Origin of the sequence: Enterobacter oligotrophicus, from assembly GCF_009176645.1 — a bacterium.
Taxonomy (GTDB): Bacteria; Pseudomonadota; Gammaproteobacteria; order Enterobacterales; family Enterobacteriaceae; genus Enterobacter; species Enterobacter oligotrophicus.
In genome coordinates this window covers 1835689-1860024 of sequence record NZ_AP019007.1, presented here as the reverse complement: position 1 = coordinate 1860024, position 24336 = coordinate 1835689, and the positions used below count along the sequence as shown (strand labels likewise).

Genomic DNA, 24336 nt, shown 5'->3' with positions numbered 1-24336 from the left:
TCAGTCCTTAGTCTTGTGAATTCCACATCAGACGCTGGTAAACGTGCCGATGTCTTTCGTTTCGTTTCACTTGTTCACTTAATCAGTTAAATAAAATCTATAGAAAAGAAATCGAAAGTTCAACAAAAGAAAAGAAATAAAACGAAAAGTGTGATCGTAAAAGGAAAGCGAAGAATTAAGGAAAGGAAAAGAAAGGCCTTACGATCTTATGTCGTAAGGCCAATGGGGCACACAATGAAAGGGCTAAAGGGGGAGAGCCTGGCCCTGAATCCAGATCTGCTGGAGGAGTAAATCTCCGCCCAGCGCGATGATATTTGCGCGTTTGCCCGGCACTAACGATCCGAGATGTCTATCAATACCCAAAAGGCGGGCAGGATGTAGTGAGGCCATATGGATAGCGTCTTCGGCTGTTATCCCCGCGTGTTCCACCATATTTCGCACCGCGGCATCCAGCGACAATGTGCTGCCCGCCAGCCCACCGGAAGCGGTACGGACCACGCCGTTTTGCATCATGACCTCTTCGCCGCACAGCGAATACTGTCCGTCGGGCATACCTGCAGCCTGCATGGCATCGGTGATCAGTACTACCCGTTCTTTCGCACAACAGCAGCACAACTGCATCGCACCAGGGTGGACGTGATGCCCATCAGCGATCAATTCCAGCCATGCGCGTTTATCCGTAAGCCCTGCGCCCACCATGCCAGGTTCCCTGTGGTGCAGCCCCGTCATGCCGTTATAGCAGTGCACCAGCCCGTCAGCGCCTGCGTCAAAAGCAGCACGGGTTTGAGCATACGTGGCGGCGCTGTGTCCGAGCATGACCCGTATGCCTCGCTGTTTAAGATGGCGAATTGCCCGCAAAGCGCCGGGTTTTTCCGGTGCCAGCGCCACCACGCGTAACGTATTTTGCGAGACTGCAATCAGCGCATCCAGCTCGGGGATCTCCAGCTCCCGGAACAGCCCTGGCGGATGTGCCCCTTTGTTCTGCGGGGTAAAGTACGGGCCTTCCAGATAACTGCCCAGAACCTGTGCGCCAGGGCCACCGGACTGACAGCGTCGGGCAATTCGCGTTAGCGCCGCGTGAATGGTTTCCAGCGGCGCAGTGACGGTGGTCGGTAAAAATGCGCCTGCACCTTCACGCGCCTTATGCATAGCCAGAGTGTCCAGTACATCGGGTGCATCATCCATGACATCCACGCCCGCACCGCCGTGATCATGGGTATCGATATAGGCCGGGCAAAGCAGTTCAGCATCGCGGGTGGTCACGCCCGCAGGGATGGGTTCAATCGCCGTGATGACCCCATCTTCAATACGGAGCTGGTGGTCTTCAAGCCAGCCCTGTTCGGTAAGCAGACGACGCGCACGAAGCCGTTGGCTCATATCCCTTCCTCAGCGGGCGTTTCCTCACGGCAGCGTCCCAGTTCATCCACCAGGCTGGTCAGGCCGCGATGGCCACACTCCAGCGCCTGCAGGCGAAACGCTTCGCTGCTTAACCCGTCGCGCTCCAGCACCATCTCAAGCAAAAGCTGAAGATTAGTGCCGGTAATGACTTCGCAACCCGGTCTTTGCATGGCGAGCGTAGAAGCAACACGAAACGGCGTCCCGCCCAGCAGATCGGTGAGAAACACGATATCGTGTTGTCCGTCCAGGTCGCTCACCGCCTGCTCAAGCTGAGCGGTTAGCAGCGCGGTCGTTGACGTTTCAGGAAAATCTATGGCGATAAACTGCGGCTGTTCGCCGAGGATCTGCTTCATCGCTTGCTCAAGCCCGCTGGCAAAACCACCGTGACCCGTCAAAATAATGCCTAACATCGGAACCTCTTTGCTTTTACAGGAAGTGACAGAATTTACCGACAACGCCCAGCACCACGGTGATACCAATCAGGCGCAGCGGGCTCCAGCCACGGCGTACCAGCCAGAACATGGCCAGGGTGTAGACCAGTGGCAGGAAGGCAGGCATCAGCTTGTCGATCACGTCGGTTTGTAGTTTGACAACCGCATCACCCGCTTTGATTTCGAGCGTCGTATTAAGGCGGACATAGGTTGCGACCAGTGCGCCGATCACCGTCATCCCGACGATGGAGGCCGCGTGCCCGACCTTCCTGGTGTTGGCTTTAATCAGTGGGATTGCCGCAACGCCCATACGATAAGCGTAGTGCGCCAGACCAAAACGCAGGCCGAGATGCACCACGTTAAACAGCACGATGAAAACTACGGCACCAAGAATGGAGCCTTGAAGCGCCAGGCTGGCACCAATACCGCCGCAGATGGGCAGTAGCGTCAGCCAGAACATAGCGTCACCGATACCGCCGAGCGGCGCACCCACGGCAATTTTGGTGCTCTGAATGCTGTTTACATCCTGCTTGGAGCGTTCCATCGCCAGAATAATGCCGATAACGAAGGTCACCAGGAATGGGTGAGTGTTGAAGAAGCCCATATGGCCCTTCATGGCGCGCGCCAGATCCCGCTTGTTGGTGTGGATTTTTTTCAGCGCGGGCAGTAACCCATACAGCCAGCCGGAGGCCTGCATACGTTCGTAGTTAAACGAGGCCTGCAAAAGCATGGAACGCCAGGCTACGCGGTTAATATCCTTTTTCGTCAACTCGGCACCGATGTTTTGGTCTTCATAGACGTTTTCATTTACGCCGGTGAGCAAAGTCTCTTCGCTTTCGGACACGCCCGGCAACGTTGTGTGATTAGATGCCATCTTCGAATTCCTCTTTCTGGGCTGCAGGGGCCGTCGGTTCAGGCGATTTACGCAGCAGGTCGATTAGCGCCATTGCCAGCGCGGCGGCTGCAATCGCCAGTACAGGCAACTTGAGCCAGGCGGCGGCAACAAAACCGATAATGAAGTAAGGGATGTAGACGTTTTTCATCATGATCTTCAGCAATACGGCGAAGCCGATGGCTGGCATGATGCCGCCCGCGACACCGAGGCCGTCAATCAGACGCTCCGGCAGGACATCAATGGCGGTTTTCGCATGTTCCGCACCGAAGTAAATTGGCAGGAACGCGCACAAAAAATAGAAAATACCGAGTGCCAGCAGCGCCAGATAGTTGACCCGCTCAATACCGTGGGTATCGGCATTGGCGGCCATGCGATCGCAGCGGGACATGACGCCGGACATCACCGAGAACAGGAAAGTAATCCCCATCTGCACCGCGACGGCAAACGGGACGGCGACGCCAACGGCGACATCCGGTTTTACGCCCGTAGTAATTGCGAATGTCGTACCCACAATGGTGCCGATAATCACGTTTGGCGGCTGTGCGCCTGCCAGCGGAGCCAGCCCCATCCAGACCAGCTCTAACGTACCGCCGGTTAAAATACCGGTATGCAGATCGCCCAGAATCAAGCCGACCAATGGCCCTAGCACAACCGGGCGGTGCATGTGTGTTAACCCGTTAAACATATCCAGGCCCGCGATAAAGGCGAGAAGGCCCAGTGCGAATGCCTGCAACAGACTGATTTCCATTGTGAATCCCTCAAAGCAGTTTAAAGAGATCCAAAGCAGTTTCTGTTGGAACGCCCTGAACGAAGCATTCCACTCCGGCAGTTTTCAGGCCGTTGAACGCGGCGATATCGTTCGCGTCGACAGATACCGTTTTGGCAATTTGTTGTTTGCCATTGGCGTAGTGCATGTTTCCTACGTTGATACGGGTAATGGGCACGCCACCCTCAACCAGCGTTAAAAAATCGGCGGGTGATTTGCAGACCAGCAGGATTTTCTGACGGTCGGCGGCGCGGTGAATGTTGTCGATCACTTTTTGCAGCGACCAGAAGCGAACGGCAATCCCTTCCGCAAGCACCATTTCCATCAGGTTTTGCTGAACCGGATCGTCTGCAACCTTATCATTTGCCACCAGCACCAGGTTTGCCCCCGCAAACCCGACCCACTGCACGCCCACCTGACCGTGAATCAGACGTTCATCAATGCGGCATAAGACAATGTTTGGCATAGCGTTTTCCTCTTTTTAATTATGTGTTTTGAGTCGTTACGCCTTCGCAGGCGGCATGGTACTGCTGAAGTATGTCCTGAATGTGGTCGATGATGAGTTCCCGTGGTGTTGACTTGAGAGCACCCTCGCGAACTTTGCTGTACTGCAACGGCAGGTACTGGCTAATTAGCGGCAGCGGGATCGGTTCATCCACCAGGTTGCGTACCAGTCGTTCAAAGGCGTCGTCAATCTGGCTGTCGGGCCAGTAATAGCGCACGCGGTCGGAGTAGCTGTAGCCGCGCGCCAGGCGTCGGGCATTACCGTCACCGTGGTAATGGCTTTGCCAGTATTCCGGCCGGTCAAGCATCACGTTTTCCAGCACATGGCGCAGGCCAGAGCTGGCTTTTGCAGGCAGCAATTCTTCTTCAATGGCGGCCAGTGAGAACAGCGCTTCGCGCAGGGCGAAGGTCAGGGCAGGGCCAACTTTCAGGATGGCAAAGTGATCTTTCACCAGTTGACGAAGCGCCTGTGGTGTCTGGTAATCGGTGGAGTGCGCTTCAAACACCAGCGTGTCGTACGCTTCCACCATTTTGCTCAGCGCGACGGCTTTGTGTGGCTGATAATCGCAGACGTGCGCGTGGTCAAATTCGACGCCGGGCTGAACCACCAGACCAATAATGCGCGGCCAGATGTCGCTCAAGCCCTCTTTTTCGAATGCGTGGCGGTGCGCTTCAAGCGTGGCGCGGGCCGCGTCTGGCGTGGTGACGTCGAGTTCGGTCAGCGTCTCGTGTGCGCCGCCGGGAACGGGGACCTCTGTACCGATAACGTAAACCAGATCCGATGTACCAAACTGTTCGCGGCAAGTCTTTTCGGCGATTTTCGCCAGACGAGCTGCACGTTGCGCGACGATTGCATCGGTTAACGGTACCGGATCGTCTTCACAGGACATGCTGCAGTCGAGATGGATCTTTTTGAATCCGGCAGCAACATAGCTTTTGATCAGATCGTCGGCATTTGCCATCGCCTGATGCGCAGGCAAATTTTGCCACCGGTTAGGCCCTAAATGATCGCCCCCGAGGATCAGCTGTGATGTCGGCAAACCGAGTGACGCGGCCAACTGCCAGACAAACCCGTGAAAATCAGCGGGCGTCATACCGGTATAGCCGCCAAACTGATCCACCTGGTTGGAGGTGGCTTCAATTAATAACGGCGTCTGATGCGAATGCGCGTAACGAATCGCAGCTTCAAGTACCAATGGATGTGCGGAACAGACGGCATAAATCCCGTTTGCATTCCCCCGTTTATGTTGTTCCACCATTTCTGTCAGATGTTTCACTTTCCTCTCCATTTCGGATGGTGATGGTATTCATCTTTCGTTTTGTTTCATTTAATCCTGCATCATGGTGGTATAAAAATAAAACGAAAGATAATAGTTTTCCGATCTGTTTCACAAAAGAAACATAATGAAAGGTTTCAGCCGCTGGTATGCTTGTGTCTGATGGCCAGACAGGACTTGCATTCCCGTAAAAGAAAGGCCTTAATAGGCAAAACGAAATGAAACGAAAGTTTATTTACTAAGGAGCTCGCATGAGCAGCACCGATTCATCCGCAGAAAAACGCATCACCGGCACCAGTGAAAGGCGAGAGCAGATTATTCAGCGGTTGCGGGCGCAGGGAAGCGTGCAGGTTAACGATCTTTCTCATTTATACGGTGTGTCGACGGTGACGATCCGTAACGATCTGGCCTTCCTGGAAAAGCAGGGGATTGCCGTTCGCGCTTACGGTGGAGCGCTGATTTGCGAAGGGAATGCGCCTGGCGTTGAGCCTTCCGTTGAGGATAAAAGCTCGCTTAATACGGCGGTCAAACGCAGCATCGCCCAGGCCGCTGCCGCGTTGGTAAAGCCAGGACACCGTATCATTCTGGACTCCGGCACCACGACGTTTGAAATCGCCCGTATGCTGCGCCAGCATACGGATGTGATTGCGATGACCAACGGCATGAATGTCGCAAACGCGTTGCTGGAAGCGGAAGGGGTGGAATTGCTGATGACCGGCGGGCATTTACGCCGTCAGTCGCAATCTTTCTACGGCGACCAGGCGGAGCAATCATTACAGAATTACCATTTTGACCTGCTGTTCCTGGGCGTCGACGCCATCGATCTCGATCGCGGTGTAAGCACGCATAACGAAGACGAAGCCCGTCTGAATCGCAAAATGTGCGAGGTGGCAGAGCGCATTATTGTGGTCACAGACTCCAGCAAGTTTAACCGCTCAAGCCTGCATAAAATCATTGATACGCAACGGATTGATATGATTATTGTCGATGAAGGCATTCCGGCAGAAAGTCTGGAAGGATTACGCAAAAGCGGGATTGATGTGGTGCTGGTTTAAAGGCTCGGTGCAGTTTTTACCCTCTCCCCTGTGGGGAGAGGGCAGGGTGAGAGGACATCACGTCACCGGTGCCGGGTTAAACACCGCCAGCTGATTATGTAATCCCCATTGGTCGGAGAAGGTTTTCTTCCTGCCGCTCGCCACATCCAGAATGAAGTGGAACAACTTCCAGCCTACCTCCTCAATGCTCTCTTCCCCGGTGGCGATGGTGCCCGCGTTGATATCCATTAAGTCATACCAGCGGTTTGCCAGTTCGGTACGCGTCGCCATCTTGATGACCGGCACTGCCATCAGGCCATACGGCGTGCCGCGTCCGGTGGTGAAGACCTGCACCGTAATGCCGGATGCCACCTGCTGTGTGCCGCAAACAAAATCACTGGCTGGCGTTGCCGCATAAATCAGGCCGCGTTTGGTTGGGCGCTGGCCGGGAGAGAGCACTTCCACAATGGCGCTCTGCCCGGATTTGGCAATCGAACCGAGGGCTTTTTCCACCACGTTTGCCAGGCCGCCTTTTTTATTTCCCGGAGACGGGTTGGCGCTGCGGTCGGTTTTACCCATGTCGAGATAGTTATCGTACCAGGCCATCTCTTCCAGCAGGCGCTTGCCAACCTCTTCGTTGACAGCGCGCGGCGTAAGAAGATGGATGGCATCACGCACTTCGGTGACTTCGGAGAACATCACCGTGGCACCGCAGCGGACGAAAAGGTCGGACGCATACCCCACCGCCGGGTTAGCGGTGACGCCGGAAAACGCATCGCTGCCGCCGCACTGGGTACCCACCACCAGGTCAGAAGCCGGGCAGGTTTCGCGCTGGCGCGTGTTGAGTTTGTCCAGATGACGTTCCGCCACCTGAAGAATATCGTCGACCATCGAACGAAAACCGACGTGGTGTTCGTCCTGCAGACGCACGATGCTGGCATCGTCTGCCGGAATCGCTTTCACATCCTCGGTGCCCTGCAGCAGACGTTCTGGCTGTAGTTTTTCACAGCCGAGGCCAATCACCATGACCTCGCCGCCAAAGTTCGGGTTCAGCGCGATATTGTGAATGGTACGAATAGGCACGACCGCTGCGGGCGCGTTGATCGCCACGCCGCAGCCGTAAAGGTGGTTAAGACCCACCACGCCGTCCACGTTCGGGTATTTCGGCAGCAGATCGCGTTCGATGATTTTCACCACGTAATCGACCACGCCCGCCACGCAGTGCACGCTGGTGGTAATGCCGAGCAGGTTTTTGGTGCCGACGCTGCCGTCCGCGTTGCGGTAGCCTTCAAAGGTATACCCTTCCAGCGGTGGCAGTGGTTCAGGTACGCGGGTCGCCAGTGGCAGGGTGTTCAGCGGCGGCGCTTTAGGCAGCTCAACCAGCGACTCCTCAATCCAGCTTCCCTGCGGGATGGCGCGCACCGCATAGCCAATGACTTCCCCGTAACGCACGATTTCACCGTGCGCGGGGATATCCACCAGCGCAACTTTATGTCCTTGTGGTATATGCTCAATCAGTTCCAGCCCATCCGGGAAACGGGTTCCCGCTTTTAAGCCGTTGTCGTTAACAATAATCGCCACGTTATCGGTATCGTGTACTTTTATATAAAACGCCGTCGGCGATGCTTGTCGAATTTCAATGTCGGCCATTGTTCAGTATTCTCCAGCAAAATGTCTGATAATAAATGCAGGCAGATCGGTATCTATTTTCTTATTATCGAAATAAAGATGCTGCTTTCTTAAATAAAGAATGTCAGGACTTCAGATATAAGAATGTGATCCAGATCACTCGCTGAGGCGAGAAGTGGCGCTACCTGGGTGCTAATCCGTGATTCTGTGCATTAGCGCCCAGTGCTTTGTGCATATGCTCAAAATATTATTAAAAACAGCGTCAATTATTGAGCGTTAATCCAGTGTTAAGCCACGGGTCGATGATTATACTGAATGACGATTTCATTGCGTCTGGTTAATTACCTGATATTACCTGCTATCGATAAATAATCAGGAAATACTCTTTTTAAAATTATAAATATAAAATATCGATATGCCCGAGGAAATAAACATGATACTGGATACCACTGTAGAATCAAAAAAGGGTGTGCCCACCCGATATTTAATTCTGCTCATTATTTTTATCGTCACGGCCATTAACTATGCTGACCGTGCGACGCTCTCCATTGCCGGTACGGAAGTCGCGAAAGAACTGCAACTGAGCGCCGTCTCAATGGGTTACATCTTTTCCGCGTTTGGCTGGGCCTACCTGCTGATGCAGATCCCCGGCGGCTGGCTGCTCGATAAGTTCGGCTCCAAAAAGGTTTACACATATAGCCTGTTCTTCTGGTCGCTGTTCACATTCCTGCAGGGCTTTGTGGACGTCTTCCCGCTGGCCTGGGCGGGCGTGTCGATGTTTATCATGCGCTTTATGCTCGGCTTCTCGGAAGCGCCGTCATTCCCGGCGAATGCCCGTATCGTGGCGGCCTGGTTCCCGACCAAAGAGCGTGGTACGGCATCGGCTCTCTTTAATGCGGCGCAATATTTCTCACTGGCAATCTTCTCTCCGCTGCTGGGCTGGTTAACCTTTGCCTGGGGCTGGGAACATGTCTTCACCGTGATGGGCGTGATTGGTTTTGTGCTGACCGGCATCTGGGTGAAGTTTATCCATAACCCGACCGACCATCCGCGCATGTCTGAGCAGGAGCTGAAGTTCATCTCCGAAGGCGGCGCGGTGGTGGATATGGACCACAAAAAGCCGGGTGCGCAGGTTGCGAGCGGTCCTAAGCTCCATTACATCAAACAGTTATTGACCAACCGCATGATGCTGGGCGTCTTTTTTGGTCAATACTTTATCAACACCATCACCTGGTTCTTCCTCACCTGGTTCCCGATTTATCTGGTGCAGGAAAAGGGAATGTCGATTCTGAAAGTGGGCCTGGTGGCCTCGATTCCGGCGCTGTGCGGTTTTGCCGGTGGCGTGCTGGGCGGGGTGTTCTCGGATTATCTGATTAAGCAGGGCAAGTCGATCACCCTGGCGCGTAAGCTGCCAATTGTGCTCGGTATGCTGCTGGCGTCGTCCATCATTCTGTGTAACTACACCAATAACACCACGCTGGTGGTGGCCCTGATGGCGCTGGCGTTCTTCGGCAAAGGCTTTGGTGCGCTGGGCTGGCCGGTGATTTCCGACACGGCACCAAAAGAGATTGTCGGCCTGTGCGGCGGGGTGTTTAACGTCTTTGGCAACGTGGCGTCGATTGCGACTCCACTGGTCATTGGTTATCTGGTCAGTGAACTGCATTCGTTCAACGCGGCACTGGTATTCGTTGGCTGTTCAGCGTTGATGGCGATGGTCTGCTACCTGTTCGTGGTAGGCGACATCAAACGTATGGAATTGCAGAAATAAGCAAAGGTATAAGCGATGAGTAACGATATCTTCCCGAACAAGTTTAAAGCGGCCCTCGCGGCGCACCAGATCCAGATTGGCTGCTGGTCTGCGCTGGCAAACCCAATCAGCACCGAAGTGCTGGGTCTGGCCGGGTTCGACTGGCTGGTGCTGGACGGCGAACATGCGCCGAACGATATCAGCACTTTTATTCCACAGCTGATGGCGTTAAAAGGCAGCCCGAGCGCGCCGGTGGTGCGTGTTCCTACTAATGAGCCGGTGATCATCAAGCGTCTGCTGGATATCGGTTTCTACAACTTCCTGATCCCGTTCGTAGAAACGGAAGAAGAAGCGGTGCTGGCCGTAGCCTCTACCCGCTATCCGCCGGAAGGCATTCGCGGCGTGTCCGTTTCACACCGCGCCAACATGTTTGGCACCGTGCCGGACTACTTTGCGCAGTCCAACAAGAACATCACCATCCTGGTACAGATTGAGAGTCAGCAGGGCGTTGATAACGTCGATGCCATTGCCGCAACCGACGGTGTAGACGGCATCTTCGTGGGACCAAGCGATCTGGCCGCTGCGTTAGGACACCTGGGCAATGCGGGTCATCCGGACGTGCAGCGCGCCATTCAGCACATCTTCACCCGCGCCAAAGCGCACGGTAAACCGTGCGGCATTCTGGCTCCTGTTGAAGCCGATGCCCGCCGCTATCTGGAGTGGGGCGCGACGTTTGTTGCCGTTGGCAGTGACCTCGGCGTATTCCGCTCCGCCACGCAGAAATTAGCAGATGCTTTTAAAAAATAACCATCATTGAGGACAAGATTATGACGCTGAAAGTGGGCTTTATTGGCTTAGGTATCATGGGTAAACCAATGAGTAAGAACCTCATCAAAGCGGGTTACTCACTGGTGGTGTTAGACCGCAATTCAGACGCCGTGGCAGAGGTGATCGCAGCAGGTGCAGAAACAGCCACCACTGCCAAAGCGGTTGCCGAACAGTGCGACGTGATCATCACCATGCTGCCCAACTCCCCGCACGTGAAGGAGGTGGCGCTGGGTGAAAACGGCATCATCGACGGTGCAAAACCGGGCCTGGTGGTGATTGATATGAGTTCTATCGCACCACTGGCAAGCCGTGAAATCAGCGAGGCGCTGAAGGTGAAAGGCGTAGACATGCTGGATGCACCGGTCAGCGGCGGCGAGCCAAAAGCTATCGACGGCACGCTGTCAGTGATGGTGGGCGGCGATAAGGCGATTTTCGACAAATACTACGACCTGATGAAAGCGATGGCGGGCTCTGTGGTGCATACCGGTGAAATCGGTGCGGGCAACGTCACCAAGCTGGCAAACCAGGTGATCGTGGCGCTGAACATTGCTGCGATGTCAGAGGCGCTGACGCTGGCAACCAAAGCGGGCGTAAATCCGGATCTGGTATATCAGGCTATCCGCGGCGGCCTGGCGGGCAGCACCGTGCTGGATGCCAAAGCGCCGATGGTGATGGATCGTAACTTCAAGCCCGGTTTCCGAATTGACCTGCACATTAAAGATCTGGCGAACGCGCTGGATACCTCTCACGGCGTAGGGGCACAACTGCCACTGACTGCCGCCGTCATGGAGATGATGCAGGCGCTGCGTGCAGATGGACTGGGCACCGCCGACCACAGCGCGCTTGCGTGCTACTACGAAAAACTGGCGAAGGTGGAAGTTGCTCGCTAATGACGTCCTGCCCGGTGGCGCTACGCTTACCGGGCCTACGGTCCAGGCCGGATCTGCGCTGTAACAGGCTACAACTATGAAAATCGTAATCGCGCCAGACTCTTATAAAGAAAGCCTTTCTGCCACCGAGGTAGCTCAGGCGATAGAAAAAGGATTTCGGGAGATTTTCCCCGATGCACTTTATGTTTCTGTTCCTGTAGCCGACGGCGGGGAAGGTACCGTTGAAGCGATGATCGCCGCTACCCAGGGTACAGAACAGCATGCCGTGGTCACGGGCCCGTTGGGTGAAAAGGTGAATGCCTGCTGGGGAATGTCCGGTGACGGTAGCACGGCCTTTATTGAGATGGCGGCTGCCAGCGGTCTGGCGCTTGTCCCTCCGGCACAGCGTAATCCACTTGTTACAACCTCACGCGGCACCGGGGAGCTTATCCTCCGCGCACTCGATAAAGGCGCGCGTAATATCATTATCGGCATCGGCGGCAGCGCAACCAACGACGGCGGCGCGGGGATGATACAGGCGCTCGGGGCAAAACTCACCGACGCCAACGGGACGGAGATTGGTTACGGCGGCGGTAGCCTGATGGCCCTTAACAGCATTGATATTTCGGGGCTTGATGGCAGGCTGAAGGGCTGCAAAATTCGCGTCGCCTGCGACGTCACCAACCCGCTGGTGGGGGAGAAAGGGGCGTCGCGCATCTTTGGTCCACAAAAAGGGGCGACCGAGGGGATGATCCTTGAACTTGATGCCAACCTCAGCCACTACGCGGATGTGATTAAAAAATCCCTGCGCATTGACGTAAAGCATGTTCCTGGCGCGGGGGCGGCTGGCGGAATGGGCGCGGCGCTGATGGCGTTTCTCGGTGCGGAGCTTAGGAGCGGCATTGAGATTGTCACCCAGGCGCTTAACCTCGAAGAACATATCCACGACTGTACCTGGGTGGTGACGGGAGAAGGGCGCATCGACAGCCAGAGCATTCATGGCAAAGTACCTGTCGGCGTCGCGGATGTTGCCAAAAAATACCATAAGCCGGTAATTGGTATTGCCGGTAGCCTTACCCCGGACGTAGGCGTGGTGCACCAGTACGGCATCGATGCGGTGTTCAGCGTGCTGACCAGTATTGGCTCCCTGGAGGAGGCGTTCCGCGGTGCGTATGACAACATTTACCGCGCTTCACGCAATATCGCCGCCACTTTGCTGGTGGGGATGCATACCCAAGGGTGACAGCGGCGCGCAAACCCACTATACTGCGCGCCGAAGCTGACCAGACAGTCGCCGCTTCGTCGTCGTCCCTTTCGGGGGAGACGGGCGGAGGGGAGGAAAGTCCGGGCTCCACAGGGCAGGGTGCCAGGTAACGCCTGGGGGGGAAACCCACGACCAGTGCAACAGAGAGCAAACCGCCGATGGCCCGCGCAAGCGGGATCAGGTAAGGGTGAAAGGGTGCGGTAAGAGCGCACCGCGCGGCTGGTAACAGTCCGTGGCACGGTAAACTCCACCCGGAGCAAGGCCAAATAGGGGTTCACATGGTACGGCCCGTACTGAACCCGGGTAGGCTGCTTGAGCCAGTGAGCGATTGCTGGCCTAGATGAATGACTGTCCACGACAGAACCCGGCTTATCGGTCAGCTTCAACTTCTTAAAAAACCCCGCTTCGGTGGGGTTTTTGCTTTTCGTCCCTGTGTGTCAAATCATCCAAACGATACTAATTCTCAAATTTGCGACACTAAGCACATTTCACTGTTTATAGATTAATGGTTTTCCTCATCCTCCGCAGATGATCGTAATCACAAAATTTCGCGCTAAAAAATCGTGATTTTCCAGTGTTGTTGATTTGTTATGGTTGTTGCCTTAATGGTTCTGAATGTTTTCTTATTTGATAAGCATATATTGAATTCAAAAACATTTACCCTGTGAATGTGTGATGTATTCCACTCTTTCTGCCTGATCGGAAAAAGGATTATTATCATATTTGATAAATTACAAAAATGTTTTAAACGAATAATGCCTATTTATTAATCTTTAATTGCCTGAAAGATAGACTTAATTGATATTTTCATGTGTGAAAAATTCACCATAGTTATCGCCATAAAATAAATTTATTACCGCATATTTTGTTGATCAATATCATCAAGATAGCGTATTTTTAACCGTGTAATTTATTGATTTTAAAGTGTTTTAAAGGCTTTGTGGCGGGTCGTAAAATCCTGTGAAAAGATAAATTGTGAGTAACAGCACATACCCTCTGAAACAATATTGAGTAGAATTCACCCCGTCATAGGGAAATAAGCGCAGAATATTATGAACACTATTATTCTACCGAAAACACAGCACCTTGTTGTATTTCAGGAAGTCATTAAAAGTGGCTCCATAGGTTCTGCTGCAAGACAACTGGGTCTGACGCAACCCGCCGTCAGCAAAATCATCAGCGATATCGAATCCTACTTCGGCGTGGAAGTGATGATCCGCAAAAACACCGGCGTGAAACTCACTGCTGCAGGCCAGGTGCTGCTGTCGTACTCTGAGTCGATCACCCGCGAAATGAAAAACATGGTGAGCGAGATTAACAGCCTCAGTTTTAGTACCGTCATGGATGTCTCCTTTGGTTATCCCTCGCTGATTGGCTTCACCTTCCTGTCGGAGATGATCAAAAAGTTCAAGGAAGTGTTCCCGAAAGCGCGCGTCTCCATGTATGAAGCGCAGCTCTCCTCCTTCCTGCCTGCGATTCGCGATGGCCGACTGGATTTCGCCATTGGTACGCTGAGCGACGAGATGCTGCTGCAGGATCTCCACGTCGAGCCGCTGTTTGAATCGGAGTTTGTGCTGGTTGCCAGTAAATCACGAACGTGCACCGGCTCGACGACACTGGCATCGCTCACGCACGAGCAGTGGGTGATGCCGCAAACCGATATGGGCTACTACAAAGAACTCCTGAACACCCTGCAAAACAACCACATCAGTATTGAAAACATCGTCCAGACCGATTCCGTCGTCACCATTTATAACCTTGTCCTGAATGCCGATTATCTCACGGTTATTCCCCGCGACATGATTGCGCCATTCGGTTCCGACCAGTTTGTTGTGTTGCCGGTTGAAGATGAATTACCCGTGGCGCGTTACGCCGCCGTATGGTCAAAAAATTACAGTATAAAAAAATCGGCGTCAGTATTAGTTGAGCTGGCGAAACAATATTCCTCACAGAATAGCGAACGACGACGATGAAGCGTTAATACCCGGTTCAGTATGATTCTTTTTTAAAAACACCCAGAGCATTATTTACGCTCTGATACCCTGACTTTGCCTGAAAACAATGAATTATTATAACGAGGATATTATGCACATTACCTACGATCTCCCGGTGACCATTGAAGATATTCAGGATGCCAGAAAACGGCTGGCAGGAAAAATATATAAAACCGGTATGCCGCGTTCAAATTACCTCAGCGAACGCTGTAAGGGTGAGATATTCCTTAAATTTGAAAATATGCAGCGTACTGGCTCGTTTAAAATTCGCGGTGCGTTTAATAAATTAAGCTCGCTGACCGATGCTGAAAAACGCAAAGGCGTTGTCGCCTGCTCGGCGGGGAACCACGCACAGGGCGTGTCGCTCTCCTGTGCCATGCTCGGTATCGACGGTAAAGTGGTGATGCCGATGGGCGCGCCGAAATCCAAAGTTGCTGCGACCCGCGACTACTCGGCTGAAGTGGTGCTGCACGGCGAAAACTTCAACGACACCATCGCCAAAGTGAGCGAAATCGTGGAGATGGAAGGGCGTATTTTTATCCCGCCATACGACGACGCAAAAGTGATTGCCGGGCAAGGGACCATCGGCCTCGAAATTCTCGAAGATTTATATGATGTGGATAATGTGATTGTGCCCATCGGCGGCGGCGGATTAATTGCCGGTATTGCCACGGCGATTAAATCCATCAACCCAACCATTAATATTATCGGCGTGCAGTCCGAAAATGTTCACGGTATGGCGGCGTCATACCATGCCGGAGAAATAATGAGCCATCGTGTCACCGGCACATTAGCAGACGGTTGTGATGTTTCTCGTCCGGGTAATTTAACCTTCGAAATTGTTCGTGAATTAGTCGATGACATCGTGCTGGTCAGCGAAGATGACATTCGCAACAGCATGATTGCGCTCATTCAACGAAATAAAGTGGTGACAGAAGGTGCCGGAGCGCTGGCGTGTGCCGCGTTATTAAGCGGTAAGCTCGATCACTATATTCAGGGGCGTAAAACCGTCTGCATTATTTCCGGGGGCAATATCGATCTCTCCCGTGTTTCCCAAATTACTGGCTTTGTTGACGCATAAAAGGATGACCTATGAGCAACACTGAAAGCATTATCGTTGGCCAGACAAAAACGTCCACCTGGCGTAAGTCTGATACCACCTGGACGCTGGGCCTGTTTGGTACCGCCATTGGCGCAGGCGTGCTGTTCTTCCCGATCCGCGCAGGCTTTGGCGGCTTGATCCCCATCCTGCTGATGCTGCTTCTCGCCTTCCCGATCGCCTTTTACTGCCACCGCGCGCTGGCGCGTCTGTGTTTGTCCGGCAGCAACGTCTCCGGGAACATCACCGAAACGGTGGAGGAGCATTTCGGTAAGACCGGCGGGGTGGTGATCACCTTCCTCTACTTCTTTGCGATTTGCCCGCTGCTGTGGATTTACGGCGTCACCATTACTAACACTTTTATGACCTTCTGGGAAAACCAGCTCCAGATGCCCGCGCTGAACCGCGGCTTTGTGGCGCTGTTCCTGTTGCTGCTGATGGCCTTTGTTATCTGGTTTGGTAAAGACCTGATGGTGAAGGTGATGAGCTTCCTGGTGTTCCCGTTTATCGCCAGTCTGGTGCTGATTTCCCTGTCGCTGATCCCGTACTGGAACTCTGCGGTGATCGACCAGGTCAACCTGAGCGATATCGCCTTTACCGGCCATGATGGTATTCTGGTTACGGTGTGGCTGGGGATCTCCATCATGGTCTTCTCCTTTAACTTCTCACCGATCGTTTCTTCATTCGTGGTCTCCAAGCGCGAAGAGTACGAGCCAGAGTTTGGTAAAGAATTCACCGAGCAGAAATGTTCCAAAATCATCGGCCGCGCGAGCATGCTGATGGTCGCCGTGGTGATGTTCTTCGCCTTTAGCTGCCTGTTCACGCTCTCTCCGCAGAACATGGCGGACGCCAAAGCGCAGAATATTCCGGTGCTCTCTTATCTGGCGAACCACTTCGCATCGATGTCAGGGAGCAAATCCACTTTCGCCACCGTGCTGGAATATGGCGCGTCCATCATCGCGCTGGTCGCTATCTTCAAATCCTTCTTCGGCCACTACCTGGGCACGCTGGAGGGGCTGAACGGCCTGATTCTGAAGTTTGGTTACAAGGGCGATAAGACAAAAGTCTCTGTGGGCAAACTGAACACGATCAGTATGGTCTTCATTATGGGTTCCACCTGGGTTGTTGCGTACGCCAACCCGAACATTCTCGACCTTATCGAAGCCATGGGCGCGCCAATCATCGCCTCTCTGCTGTGTCTGTTGCCGATGTACGCCATCCGTAAAGCACCTGCACTGGCGAAATTCAAAGGCAGAGCGGAGAACATCTTCGTGACCACGGTCGGGCTGCTGACCATTCTGAATATCGTTTACAAATTGTTCTGATCAAAGCTCAGGAAGAGCGGAGTCATACCATGATTGAGTTTCCGGTTGTATTGGTTATTAACTGTGGATCGTCCTCTGTTAAGTTTTCGGTTCTGGATGCATCAAATTGCGATGCCCTGATGACGGGCATTGCAGACGGCATTAATACTGAAAACGCCTTTATTTCCGTGAACGGGGGTGAGCCGGTCAGACTGGCTCACCAGGACTACGAAGGGGCGCTGGCTGCCATCGCCCTGGAGCTGGAAAAGCGCGACCTGATGAGCAGCGTGGCCTTAATTGGCCATCGTATTGCTCACGGCGGCGAGCTTTTCAGCGAGTCGACCCTGATCACTGAAGAGGTTATTGAACAGATCCGCCAGGTTTCCCCTCTGGCCCCGCTGCATAACTACGCCAATCTGAATGGCGTGGAAGCGGCAGCGCATTTATTCCCCGGCGTACAGCAGGTGGCAGTGTTCGACACCAGCTTCCACCAGACGCTGCCGCCGCAGGCGTATCTTTACGGCTTACCATACCGCTATTTCGAAGAGCTGGGCGTGCGTCGCTACGGCTTCCACGGCACCTCTCACCGCTACGTGGCTGGTCAGGCGCATACGCTTCTCGGGCTGTCCCCCGATGATAGCGGGCTGGTCATCGCCCATCTTGGCAACGGCGCATCCATCTGTGCGGTACGTAACGGTGAAAGCGTTGATACCTCTATGGGAATGACGCCACTGGAAGGGCTGGTGATGGGCACGCGCTGTGGCGATGTCGATTTTGGCGCGATGGCGTGGATTGCCCAGCAGACCGGCCAGTCGTTCGAGGATCTGGAGCGCGTGGTCAATAAAGAGTCCGGCCTGCTTGGCCTTTCCGGAATTTCATCCGATCTCCGCTCTCTGGAAAAAGCCTGGCACGAGGGTAATCAGCGTGCGCAACTGGCGATTAACACGTTTGTACACCGTATCGCGCGGCATATCGCCGGTCACGCCGCATCGCTGCACCACCTGGATGGTGTGGTATTTACCGGTGGTATCGGCGAAAACTCAAAACTGATCCGCGCACTGGTGGCTGAGCGCCTCAAGGTCTTTGGTATCAGCCTCGACGACGCCAAAAACGCCCTGCCGGGTAGTGCGGGCGAGCGCGTGATCTCCACCGAGTCGTCCCGCGTGGCCTGCGCGGTTGTCCCTACCAACGAAGAAAAAATGATCGCGCTGGATGCCCTCCGTCTTGGAAAGGTCATTCCGGCAGCGGCTTACGCCTGATAAAGCGAGAATCAAATGAAAGTAACAATCGATACAGGCGTCGCGCCCTACAGCGACGCATGGGCCGGGTTTCGCGGTGAAGAATGGAAAGACGCCGTTAACGTGCGCGATTTTATTCAGCATAACTACACCCCTTATGAAGGCGATGAGGCTTTCCTCGCGCAGGCGACGCCTGCAACGACGGCGCTGTGGCAAAAGGTGATGGTCGGCATTCGTCAGGAGAATGCTACCCACGCGCCAGTGGATTTTGACACCAACATTGCCACCACCATCACCGCCCACGGTCCGGGCTATATTGACGAAGATCTGGAAACCATCGTCGGCCTGCAAACGGATAAACCGCTCAAGCGTGCCCTGCATCCGTATGGTGGGATCAACATGATCCGCAGTTCATTCGAGGCGTATGGCCGCGAAATGGAGCCGCAGTTTGAATACCTGTTTACCGAGCTGCGAAAAACCCACAACCAGGGCGTGTTTGACGTCTACTCCCCGGAGATGATGCGCTGCCGTAAATCGGGCGTGTTGACGGGCCTGCCGGACGGCTACGGGCGAGGGCGTATCATTGGTGACTACCGCCGCGTGGCGCTGTATGGCATCAGCTATCTGGTGCGTGAACGTGAGCTGCAGTTCGCCGATCTTCAGGGAAAACTGGAGCGTGGTGAAGATCTGGAGGCCACGATCCGCCTGCGTGAAGAGCTGGCGGAACATAAGCGCGCGCTGCTGCAGATCCAGCAGATGGCGGCGAACTATGGCTTTGATATCTCACGTCCGGCGATAACGGCCCAGGAAGCGGTGCAGTGGGTGTACTTTGCTTATCTGGCGGCGGTGAAATCCCAGAACGGCGGGGCGATGTCGCTGGGGCGCACGGCATCGTTCCTTGATATCTACATTGAACGCGATATGCAGGCCGGGCGGCTGGATGAGGTTCAGGCACAGGAGCTGATCGACCACTTCATTATGAAGATCCGCATGGTGCGCTTCCTGCGTACCCCGGAGTTCGACACGCTCTTCTCCGGCGATCCGATCTGGGCGACCGAAGTGATCGGCGGGATGGGGCTGGATGGCCGCACGCTAGTGACGAAGAACAGCTTCCGCTACCTGCATACGCTCCACACCATGGGACCCGCGCCGGAGCCAAACCTGACGATCCTCTGGTCCGAACAACTGCCGATTGCGTTCAAGAAATACGCCGCGCAGGTGTCGATCGTTACCTCGTCGCTGCAGTATGAGAACGACGATCTGATGCGTGCGGATTTCAACAGCGATGATTATGCCATTGCCTGCTGCGTCAGCCCGATGGTGATCGGCAAGCAGATGCAGTTCTTTGGCGCGCGCGCCAACCTCGCGAAAACGCTGCTCTATGCAATCAATGGCGGGGTGGATGAGAAGCTGAAGATCCAGGTCGGCCCGAAAACCGAGCCGCTGCTGGATGACGTGCTGGACTACGACACCGTGATGGCGAGCCTCGATCACTTTATGGACTGGCTGGCGGTGCAGTACATCAGCGCGCTGAATCTCATTCACTACATGCATGATAAGTACAGCTACGAAGCCTCGCTGATGGCGCTGCATGACCGCGACGTTTACCGCACGATGGCCTGCGGCATCGCCGGACTGTCGGTGGCGGCGGATTCCCTGTCAGCGATTAAATATGCGACGGTAAAACCGGTGCGCGACCATACCGGTCTGGCGGTCGATTTTGTCATCGAAGGGGACTACCCGCAGTACGGCAACAACGACGATCGCGTGGACAGCATCGCCTGCGACCTGGTCGAGCGCTTTATGAAGAAAATTCAGGCGCTGCCAACCTACCGCAACGCGGTGCCGACCCAGTCGATCCTGACCATCACCTCAAACGTGGTGTACGGCCAGAAGACCGGGAACACGCCGGATGGACGCCGCGGCGGCACGCCGTTTGCCCCAGGCGCGAACCCGATGCACGGGCGCGACAGAAAAGGGGCAGTGGCCTCGTTAACCTCGGTCGCCAAGCTGCCGTTCACCTACGCGAAAGACGGTATCTCTTATACCTTCTCCATCGTGCCGCAGGCGCTGGGGAAAGATGAGGGGGTGCGTAAAACTAACCTCGTGGGGCTGCTGGACGGTTACTTCCACCACGAAGCGGCTATCGAAGGCGGGCAGCACCTGAACGTCAACGTCATGAACCGGGAAATGCTGCTGGATGCGATTGAGCATCCGGAGAATTATCCGAACCTGACGATCCGCGTTTCAGGGTATGCGGTGCGGTTTAACGCCCTGACGCGTGAGCAGCAGCAGGACGTGATTTCAAGGACGTTTACGCAGGCGATGTAAATCAGTACGATTAAAATCCCCCTCGCCATGAGGGGGATTTTCATTTCTTGATCACCATCACTTTTAGAAAAACTCCGCAATATTCTCCGGTAAAGAAGTAAATTTTCCTCCTGAAACAGAAAATCCTTATAAACATTGTGACTTTTTTCTCTCACTCTCCGGATATGATCTTTCCACACCAATAACAAACACCTGCAACGCTCTGGCTCATTATCGCTGGTGGTCAGAACCTCATAAAAATAACTGTTTACCCTACAAACTAAGCGAGTGCCTTTTTATGGATACGGCAACAAACAGCAGTGTGATTGTGAATGATTCCCCTGCGGCAAGGCGGGCGGGAATGAGTGAAAGCGAATGGCGAGAGGCGATTAAATTCGACAGTACCGATACGGGCTGGGTGATTATGAGTATCGGGATGGCTATCGGCGCGGGGATTGTTTTTCTCCCGGTGCAGGTGGGATTAATGGGTCTGTGGGTCTTTTTACTTTCGTCGATTATTGGTTACCCGGCCATGTACCTCTTCCAGCGGTTGTTTATTAATACGCTGGCGGAATCGCCGGAATGCAAAGACTACCCGAGCGTGATAAGCGGTTATTTAGGTAAAAACTGGGGCATTTTATTAGGCGCACTCTATTTCGTGATGCTGGTCATCTGGATGTTTGTGTATTCCACGGCCATCACTAACGATAGCGCCTCTTATTTACACACGTTTGGCGTGACTGACGGGTTACTCTCGGAAAATCCGTTCTACGGTTTATTCCTCATCTGCATTCTGGTGGCGATCTCTTCACGCGGCGAAAAGCTGCTGTTTAAAGTCTCCAGCCTGATGGTGCTCACTAAGTTATTTGTGGTCGCAGCATTGGGATTGTCGATGATTGGCCTCTGGCATTTAGCCAACGTGGGCATGCTGCCACCGATGGGGCTGCTGATTAAAAACGCCATTATTACGCTGCCGTTTACCTTAACCTCGATCCTCTTTATTCAGACGCTAAGTCCGATGGTGATTTCCTATCGCTCACGGGAAAAGTCCGTTGAGGTGGCGCGTCATAAAGCGCTGCGGGCAATGAATATTGCCTTTGGCATTCTGTTTGTGACGGTCTTTTTCTACGCCGTCTCTTTCACCCTGGCGATGGGGCACGATGAGGCGGTTAAAGCCTACGAGCAGAATATCTCTGCCCTGGCCATCGCGGCGCAGTTTATCAGCGGCGACGGCGCAGGCTGGGTCAAAATCGTCAGCGTGATCCTCAATATTTTCGCGGTTATGACTGCGTTCTTTGGCGTCTATCTTGGTTTCCGCGAGGCGACTCAGGGCATTGTGATGAACATCCTGCGCCGCAAAATGCCAGCGGAGAAGATCAATGAAAACACGGTGCAGCGCGGCATCATGTTTTTCGCCATTCTGCTGGCCTGGAGCGCCATTGTTTTAAACGCACCGGTGCTGAGCTTTACCTCTATTTGCAGCCCGATATTCGGCATGGTCGGCTGCTTAATTCCGGCGTGGCTGGTCTACAAAGTCCCTGCGCTGCACAAATATAAAGGCGTGTCGCTAGTGATTATTGTCATCACCGGGCTGCTGCTTTGTGTTTCTCCTTTCCTCGCGTTCTCCTGAGGGCAAATAAGGTCGTAACGATGTCTGAGCAAACTAATCCTTTATGGAACCATTTTATTCGCGCGGTGCAGGAAGAAGTTAAACCTGCACTGGGATGTACGGAACCCGTCTCACTGGCGCTGGCGTGTGCGATTGCGGCTGAGCAACTGAGCGGTGAGGTCACGCAGATTGAGGCGTGGGTGTCACCGAACCTGATGAAAAACGGTCTTGGTGTGACAGTGCCTGGCACCGGAATGGTCGGGCTACCGATTGCGGCGGCACTGGGGGCCATTGGCGGTAATGCGCACGCCGGGCTGGAGGTGTTAAAAGACGCAACACCCGATGCGCTGGCCCGCGCAAAAGCGATGCTGAATGCCGGAAAAGTGCAGGTGAAGTTGCAGGAACCGTGCGATGAAATCCTCTATTCGCGCGCCTGTGTTTACGCTGGCGACACCTCGGCAATGGTGACCATTGCCGGTGGGCATACGCGCGTCGTGGAGGTGGTTTGTCAGGGCGAAACGCGCTTTACGCTGGACTCTCAACAGCGTCAGGTCACCGACGATCCGCTGGCGGTGCTCTCAAACACCACGCTGTCGCAGATCCTTGAGTTTGTGGAGCAGGTGCCGTTCGAGGCGATCCGCTTTATCCTGGATGCCGGGCGGCTCAACGATGCGCTCTCCCGCGAAGGGTTAAGCGGGAAGTGGGGGCTGCACATTGGTGCGACGCTGCATAAACAGCGCTCGCGCGGATGGATGGCGCAGGATGTCGGCTCCGACATTGTGATCCGCACCAGCGCGGCTTCAGACGCACGTATGGGCGGCGCGACGCTTCCGGCGATGAGCAACTCAGGTTCCGGGAATCAGGGGATCACCGCCACTATGCCGGTGGTTGTCGTTGCCGAACATATTCAGGCTGATGATGAAAAACGGGCGCGGGCGCTGATGCTCTCGCATCTGTCAGCGATCTACATCCATCACCAGCTTCCGCGTTTGTCGGCGTTATGTGCAGCGACAACTGCTGGAATGGGGGCCGCGGCAGGGATGGCGTGGCTGATGGGCGGAAGTTACCAGACGATCGCGATGGCTATCAGCAGCATGATCGGTGATGTCAGCGGGATGATCTGCGACGGCGCTTCTAATAGCTGCGCAATGAAGGTTTCGACCAGCGTCGGGAGTGCCTGGAAAGCGGTGATGATGGCGCTGGATGATTCCGCCGTCACGGGCAACGAAGGGATTGTTGCGCACGATGTGGAGCAATCTATTTCGAACCTGTGCGCACTGGCGTGCCGCTCGATGCAGGAAACGGACCGGCAGATTATTGAGATTATGGCAAATAAGGTGTCGTGAGTCGTTCCTCGCCCCTCTCCCCAAAGGGGAGAGGGGCGAGGGTGAGGGGGCTACACCGGCAAATCAATCAACAGCGCGCGCAGCGGTGTATCCGCCACCAGGGTGATATTCGCTTCATCACGAATAAACGCCCCGTCACCGCAGGTGAGCGCTTCTTTCTCTTCCGTGTGCGTCACTGCATGCACCGTGCCGTGGATCGACTGCAAATAGGCGCGTGGCCCGTGAAGCTGGAAGCTCGCCTGCTCGCCTTTTTTTAGCTCAATATGGTGCAGCCATACCTGCTGGCGCAGTTGCAGGCTACCGTTGCTGCCGTCCGGCGAAGCAATTAACTGTTGTTTTTCACCGTTCAAATCCAGTTTCTGCAGCAGCGGATTTTCCCGCTCCGGGCAGGCATCCAGCCATAGCTGCATGCGGGTCAGCGTTTTGTCTTTGCTAAGGTTATGCTCGCTGTAGCTCATACCGGGCTGCGTGGAAATTAACAACGCTTCGCCAGCCTTTGCCTGGACATGATTGCCCTCGCTATCGCGGTATTCTGCCTCGCCTTCCAGGATCAGGTTCAGGATATCGACTTTCGGGTATGTACGCGGCTGGAAGGCGCTGCCTGGGGCGAGCACTTCCTGATTTAATACACGCAGTGAAGCATAACCGAGGAGTTTCGGGTCAAAGTAGTGTCCAAAGGAAAAGGTGTAGCGGGCCTGCAGCCAACCGAAATCGGCTTGTCCGCACTGTTTAGCTGTTCTTGTCGTAATCATAAACTTGACCTCTCTTTACACTAAAACAATGGTAAAGGTATG

Annotated in this window: 20 protein-coding genes and 1 other RNA gene; 13 read left to right on the top strand and 8 right to left on the bottom strand. The window is 54.3% G+C overall.

Annotation, left to right across the window (positions count from 1 at the left end):
- Positions 1-243: 243 nt before the first annotated feature.
- The 6 genes from nagA to kbaZ are packed head-to-tail and all read right to left on the bottom strand — an operon-like array spanning position 244 to position 5283.
- Positions 244-1377 carry an N-acetylglucosamine-6-phosphate deacetylase gene (gene nagA / locus EoCCA6_RS08900; protein ID WP_152082378.1) on the bottom strand — a complete coding sequence of 378 codons (1134 nt, stop codon included), beginning with the start codon at positions 1375-1377 and terminating at the stop codon, positions 244-246.
- Positions 1374-1808 (bottom strand): PTS galactosamine/N-acetylgalactosamine transporter subunit IIA, encoded by a 435-nt coding sequence (gene agaF, locus EoCCA6_RS08895; RefSeq protein ID WP_152082377.1) that lies wholly within the window; start codon positions 1806-1808, stop codon positions 1374-1376. Before agaF ends, nagA begins: the two co-directional genes overlap by 4 nt.
- Before the next feature lie 16 nt (positions 1809-1824).
- Positions 1825-2703 carry a PTS N-acetylgalactosamine transporter subunit IID gene (gene agaE / locus EoCCA6_RS08890; protein ID WP_152082376.1) on the bottom strand — a complete coding sequence of 293 codons (879 nt, stop codon included), beginning with the start codon at positions 2701-2703 and terminating at the stop codon, positions 1825-1827.
- The gene (agaW, locus tag EoCCA6_RS08885) at positions 2693-3472 is read right to left on the bottom strand and encodes a PTS N-acetylgalactosamine transporter subunit IIC (RefSeq protein WP_152082375.1); all 780 of its coding nucleotides are present in this window, start codon (positions 3470-3472) and stop codon (positions 2693-2695) included. The genes agaE and agaW overlap by 11 nt, the downstream gene beginning before the upstream one ends.
- A 10-nt stretch (positions 3473-3482) precedes the next feature.
- A complete protein-coding gene (gene agaV, locus EoCCA6_RS08880; RefSeq protein ID WP_152082374.1) occupies positions 3483-3956 on the bottom strand; it encodes a PTS N-acetylgalactosamine transporter subunit IIB in 474 nt (157 codons plus the stop codon).
- Between the two features lie 19 nt (positions 3957-3975).
- Positions 3976-5283, bottom strand: coding sequence for a tagatose-bisphosphate aldolase subunit KbaZ (kbaZ, locus tag EoCCA6_RS08875; RefSeq protein WP_152082373.1), 1308 nt, complete (start codon positions 5281-5283; stop codon positions 3976-3978).
- 239 nt (positions 5284-5522) lie between these two features.
- Between kbaZ and EoCCA6_RS08870 the strand changes: the two genes are divergently transcribed.
- Entirely contained in the window at positions 5523-6326 is an 804-nt protein-coding gene (locus tag EoCCA6_RS08870; RefSeq protein ID WP_152082372.1) for a DeoR family transcriptional regulator, read from the top strand.
- Positions 6327-6383: 57 nt separating this feature from the next.
- On the opposite strand, the gene garD is transcribed toward EoCCA6_RS08870, so the two are convergent.
- A complete protein-coding gene (gene garD, locus EoCCA6_RS08865) occupies positions 6384-7955 on the bottom strand; it encodes a galactarate dehydratase (protein WP_152082371.1) in 1572 nt (523 codons plus the stop codon).
- Positions 7956-8367: 412 nt separating this feature from the next.
- Between garD and EoCCA6_RS08860 the strand changes: the two genes are divergently transcribed.
- From EoCCA6_RS08860 to EoCCA6_RS08805, 12 genes are all read left to right on the top strand, one after another.
- Complete coding sequence (locus tag EoCCA6_RS08860) at positions 8368-9702, top strand: MFS transporter (RefSeq protein ID WP_152082370.1); 1335 nt, start codon at positions 8368-8370, stop codon at positions 9700-9702.
- A 15-nt stretch (positions 9703-9717) separates the two neighbouring features.
- On the top strand, positions 9718-10488 hold the full coding sequence (garL, locus tag EoCCA6_RS08855) for a 2-dehydro-3-deoxyglucarate aldolase (protein WP_152082369.1): 771 nt from the start codon (positions 9718-9720) through the stop codon (positions 10486-10488).
- A gap of 20 nt (positions 10489-10508) precedes the next feature.
- The gene (garR, locus tag EoCCA6_RS08850) at positions 10509-11399 is read left to right on the top strand and encodes a 2-hydroxy-3-oxopropionate reductase (protein ID WP_152082368.1); all 891 of its coding nucleotides are present in this window, start codon (positions 10509-10511) and stop codon (positions 11397-11399) included.
- Between the two features lie 76 nt (positions 11400-11475).
- A complete protein-coding gene (garK, locus tag EoCCA6_RS08845; RefSeq protein WP_152082367.1) occupies positions 11476-12621 on the top strand; it encodes a glycerate 2-kinase in 1146 nt (381 codons plus the stop codon).
- Positions 12622-12653: 32 nt separating this feature from the next.
- Positions 12654-13030, top strand: an RNA gene (gene rnpB, locus EoCCA6_RS08840) — RNase P RNA component class A.
- Positions 13031-13694: 664 nt separating this feature from the next.
- A complete protein-coding gene (gene tdcA / locus EoCCA6_RS08835; protein ID WP_152082366.1) occupies positions 13695-14615 on the top strand; it encodes a transcriptional regulator TdcA in 921 nt (306 codons plus the stop codon).
- 112 nt (positions 14616-14727) lie between these two features.
- Positions 14728-15717, top strand: coding sequence for a bifunctional threonine ammonia-lyase/L-serine ammonia-lyase TdcB (gene tdcB, locus EoCCA6_RS08830; protein ID WP_152082365.1), 990 nt, complete (start codon positions 14728-14730; stop codon positions 15715-15717).
- Between the two features lie 11 nt (positions 15718-15728).
- Positions 15729-17060: a threonine/serine transporter TdcC gene (gene tdcC, locus EoCCA6_RS08825; RefSeq protein WP_152082364.1), complete on the top strand. Its 1332-nt coding sequence runs from the start codon at positions 15729-15731 to the stop codon at positions 17058-17060.
- A 29-nt stretch (positions 17061-17089) separates the two neighbouring features.
- Entirely contained in the window at positions 17090-18298 is a 1209-nt protein-coding gene (gene tdcD, locus EoCCA6_RS08820; RefSeq protein WP_152082363.1) for a propionate kinase, read from the top strand.
- A gap of 15 nt (positions 18299-18313) precedes the next feature.
- Positions 18314-20608: a formate C-acetyltransferase gene (gene pflB / locus EoCCA6_RS08815; RefSeq protein WP_152082362.1), complete on the top strand. Its 2295-nt coding sequence runs from the start codon at positions 18314-18316 to the stop codon at positions 20606-20608.
- A 277-nt stretch (positions 20609-20885) separates the two neighbouring features.
- Positions 20886-22217 carry an SLC5/6 family protein gene (locus tag EoCCA6_RS08810; RefSeq protein ID WP_152082361.1) on the top strand — a complete coding sequence of 444 codons (1332 nt, stop codon included), beginning with the start codon at positions 20886-20888 and terminating at the stop codon, positions 22215-22217.
- A gap of 20 nt (positions 22218-22237) precedes the next feature.
- The gene (locus tag EoCCA6_RS08805) at positions 22238-23542 is read left to right on the top strand and encodes an L-cysteine desulfidase family protein (RefSeq protein WP_152082360.1); all 1305 of its coding nucleotides are present in this window, start codon (positions 22238-22240) and stop codon (positions 23540-23542) included.
- Positions 23543-23592: 50 nt separating this feature from the next.
- Here EoCCA6_RS08805 and EoCCA6_RS08800 read toward each other — a convergent pair whose 3' ends face one another.
- On the bottom strand, positions 23593-24294 hold the full coding sequence (locus EoCCA6_RS08800; RefSeq protein ID WP_152082359.1) for a pirin family protein: 702 nt from the start codon (positions 24292-24294) through the stop codon (positions 23593-23595).
- Positions 24295-24336 lie beyond the last annotated feature (42 nt).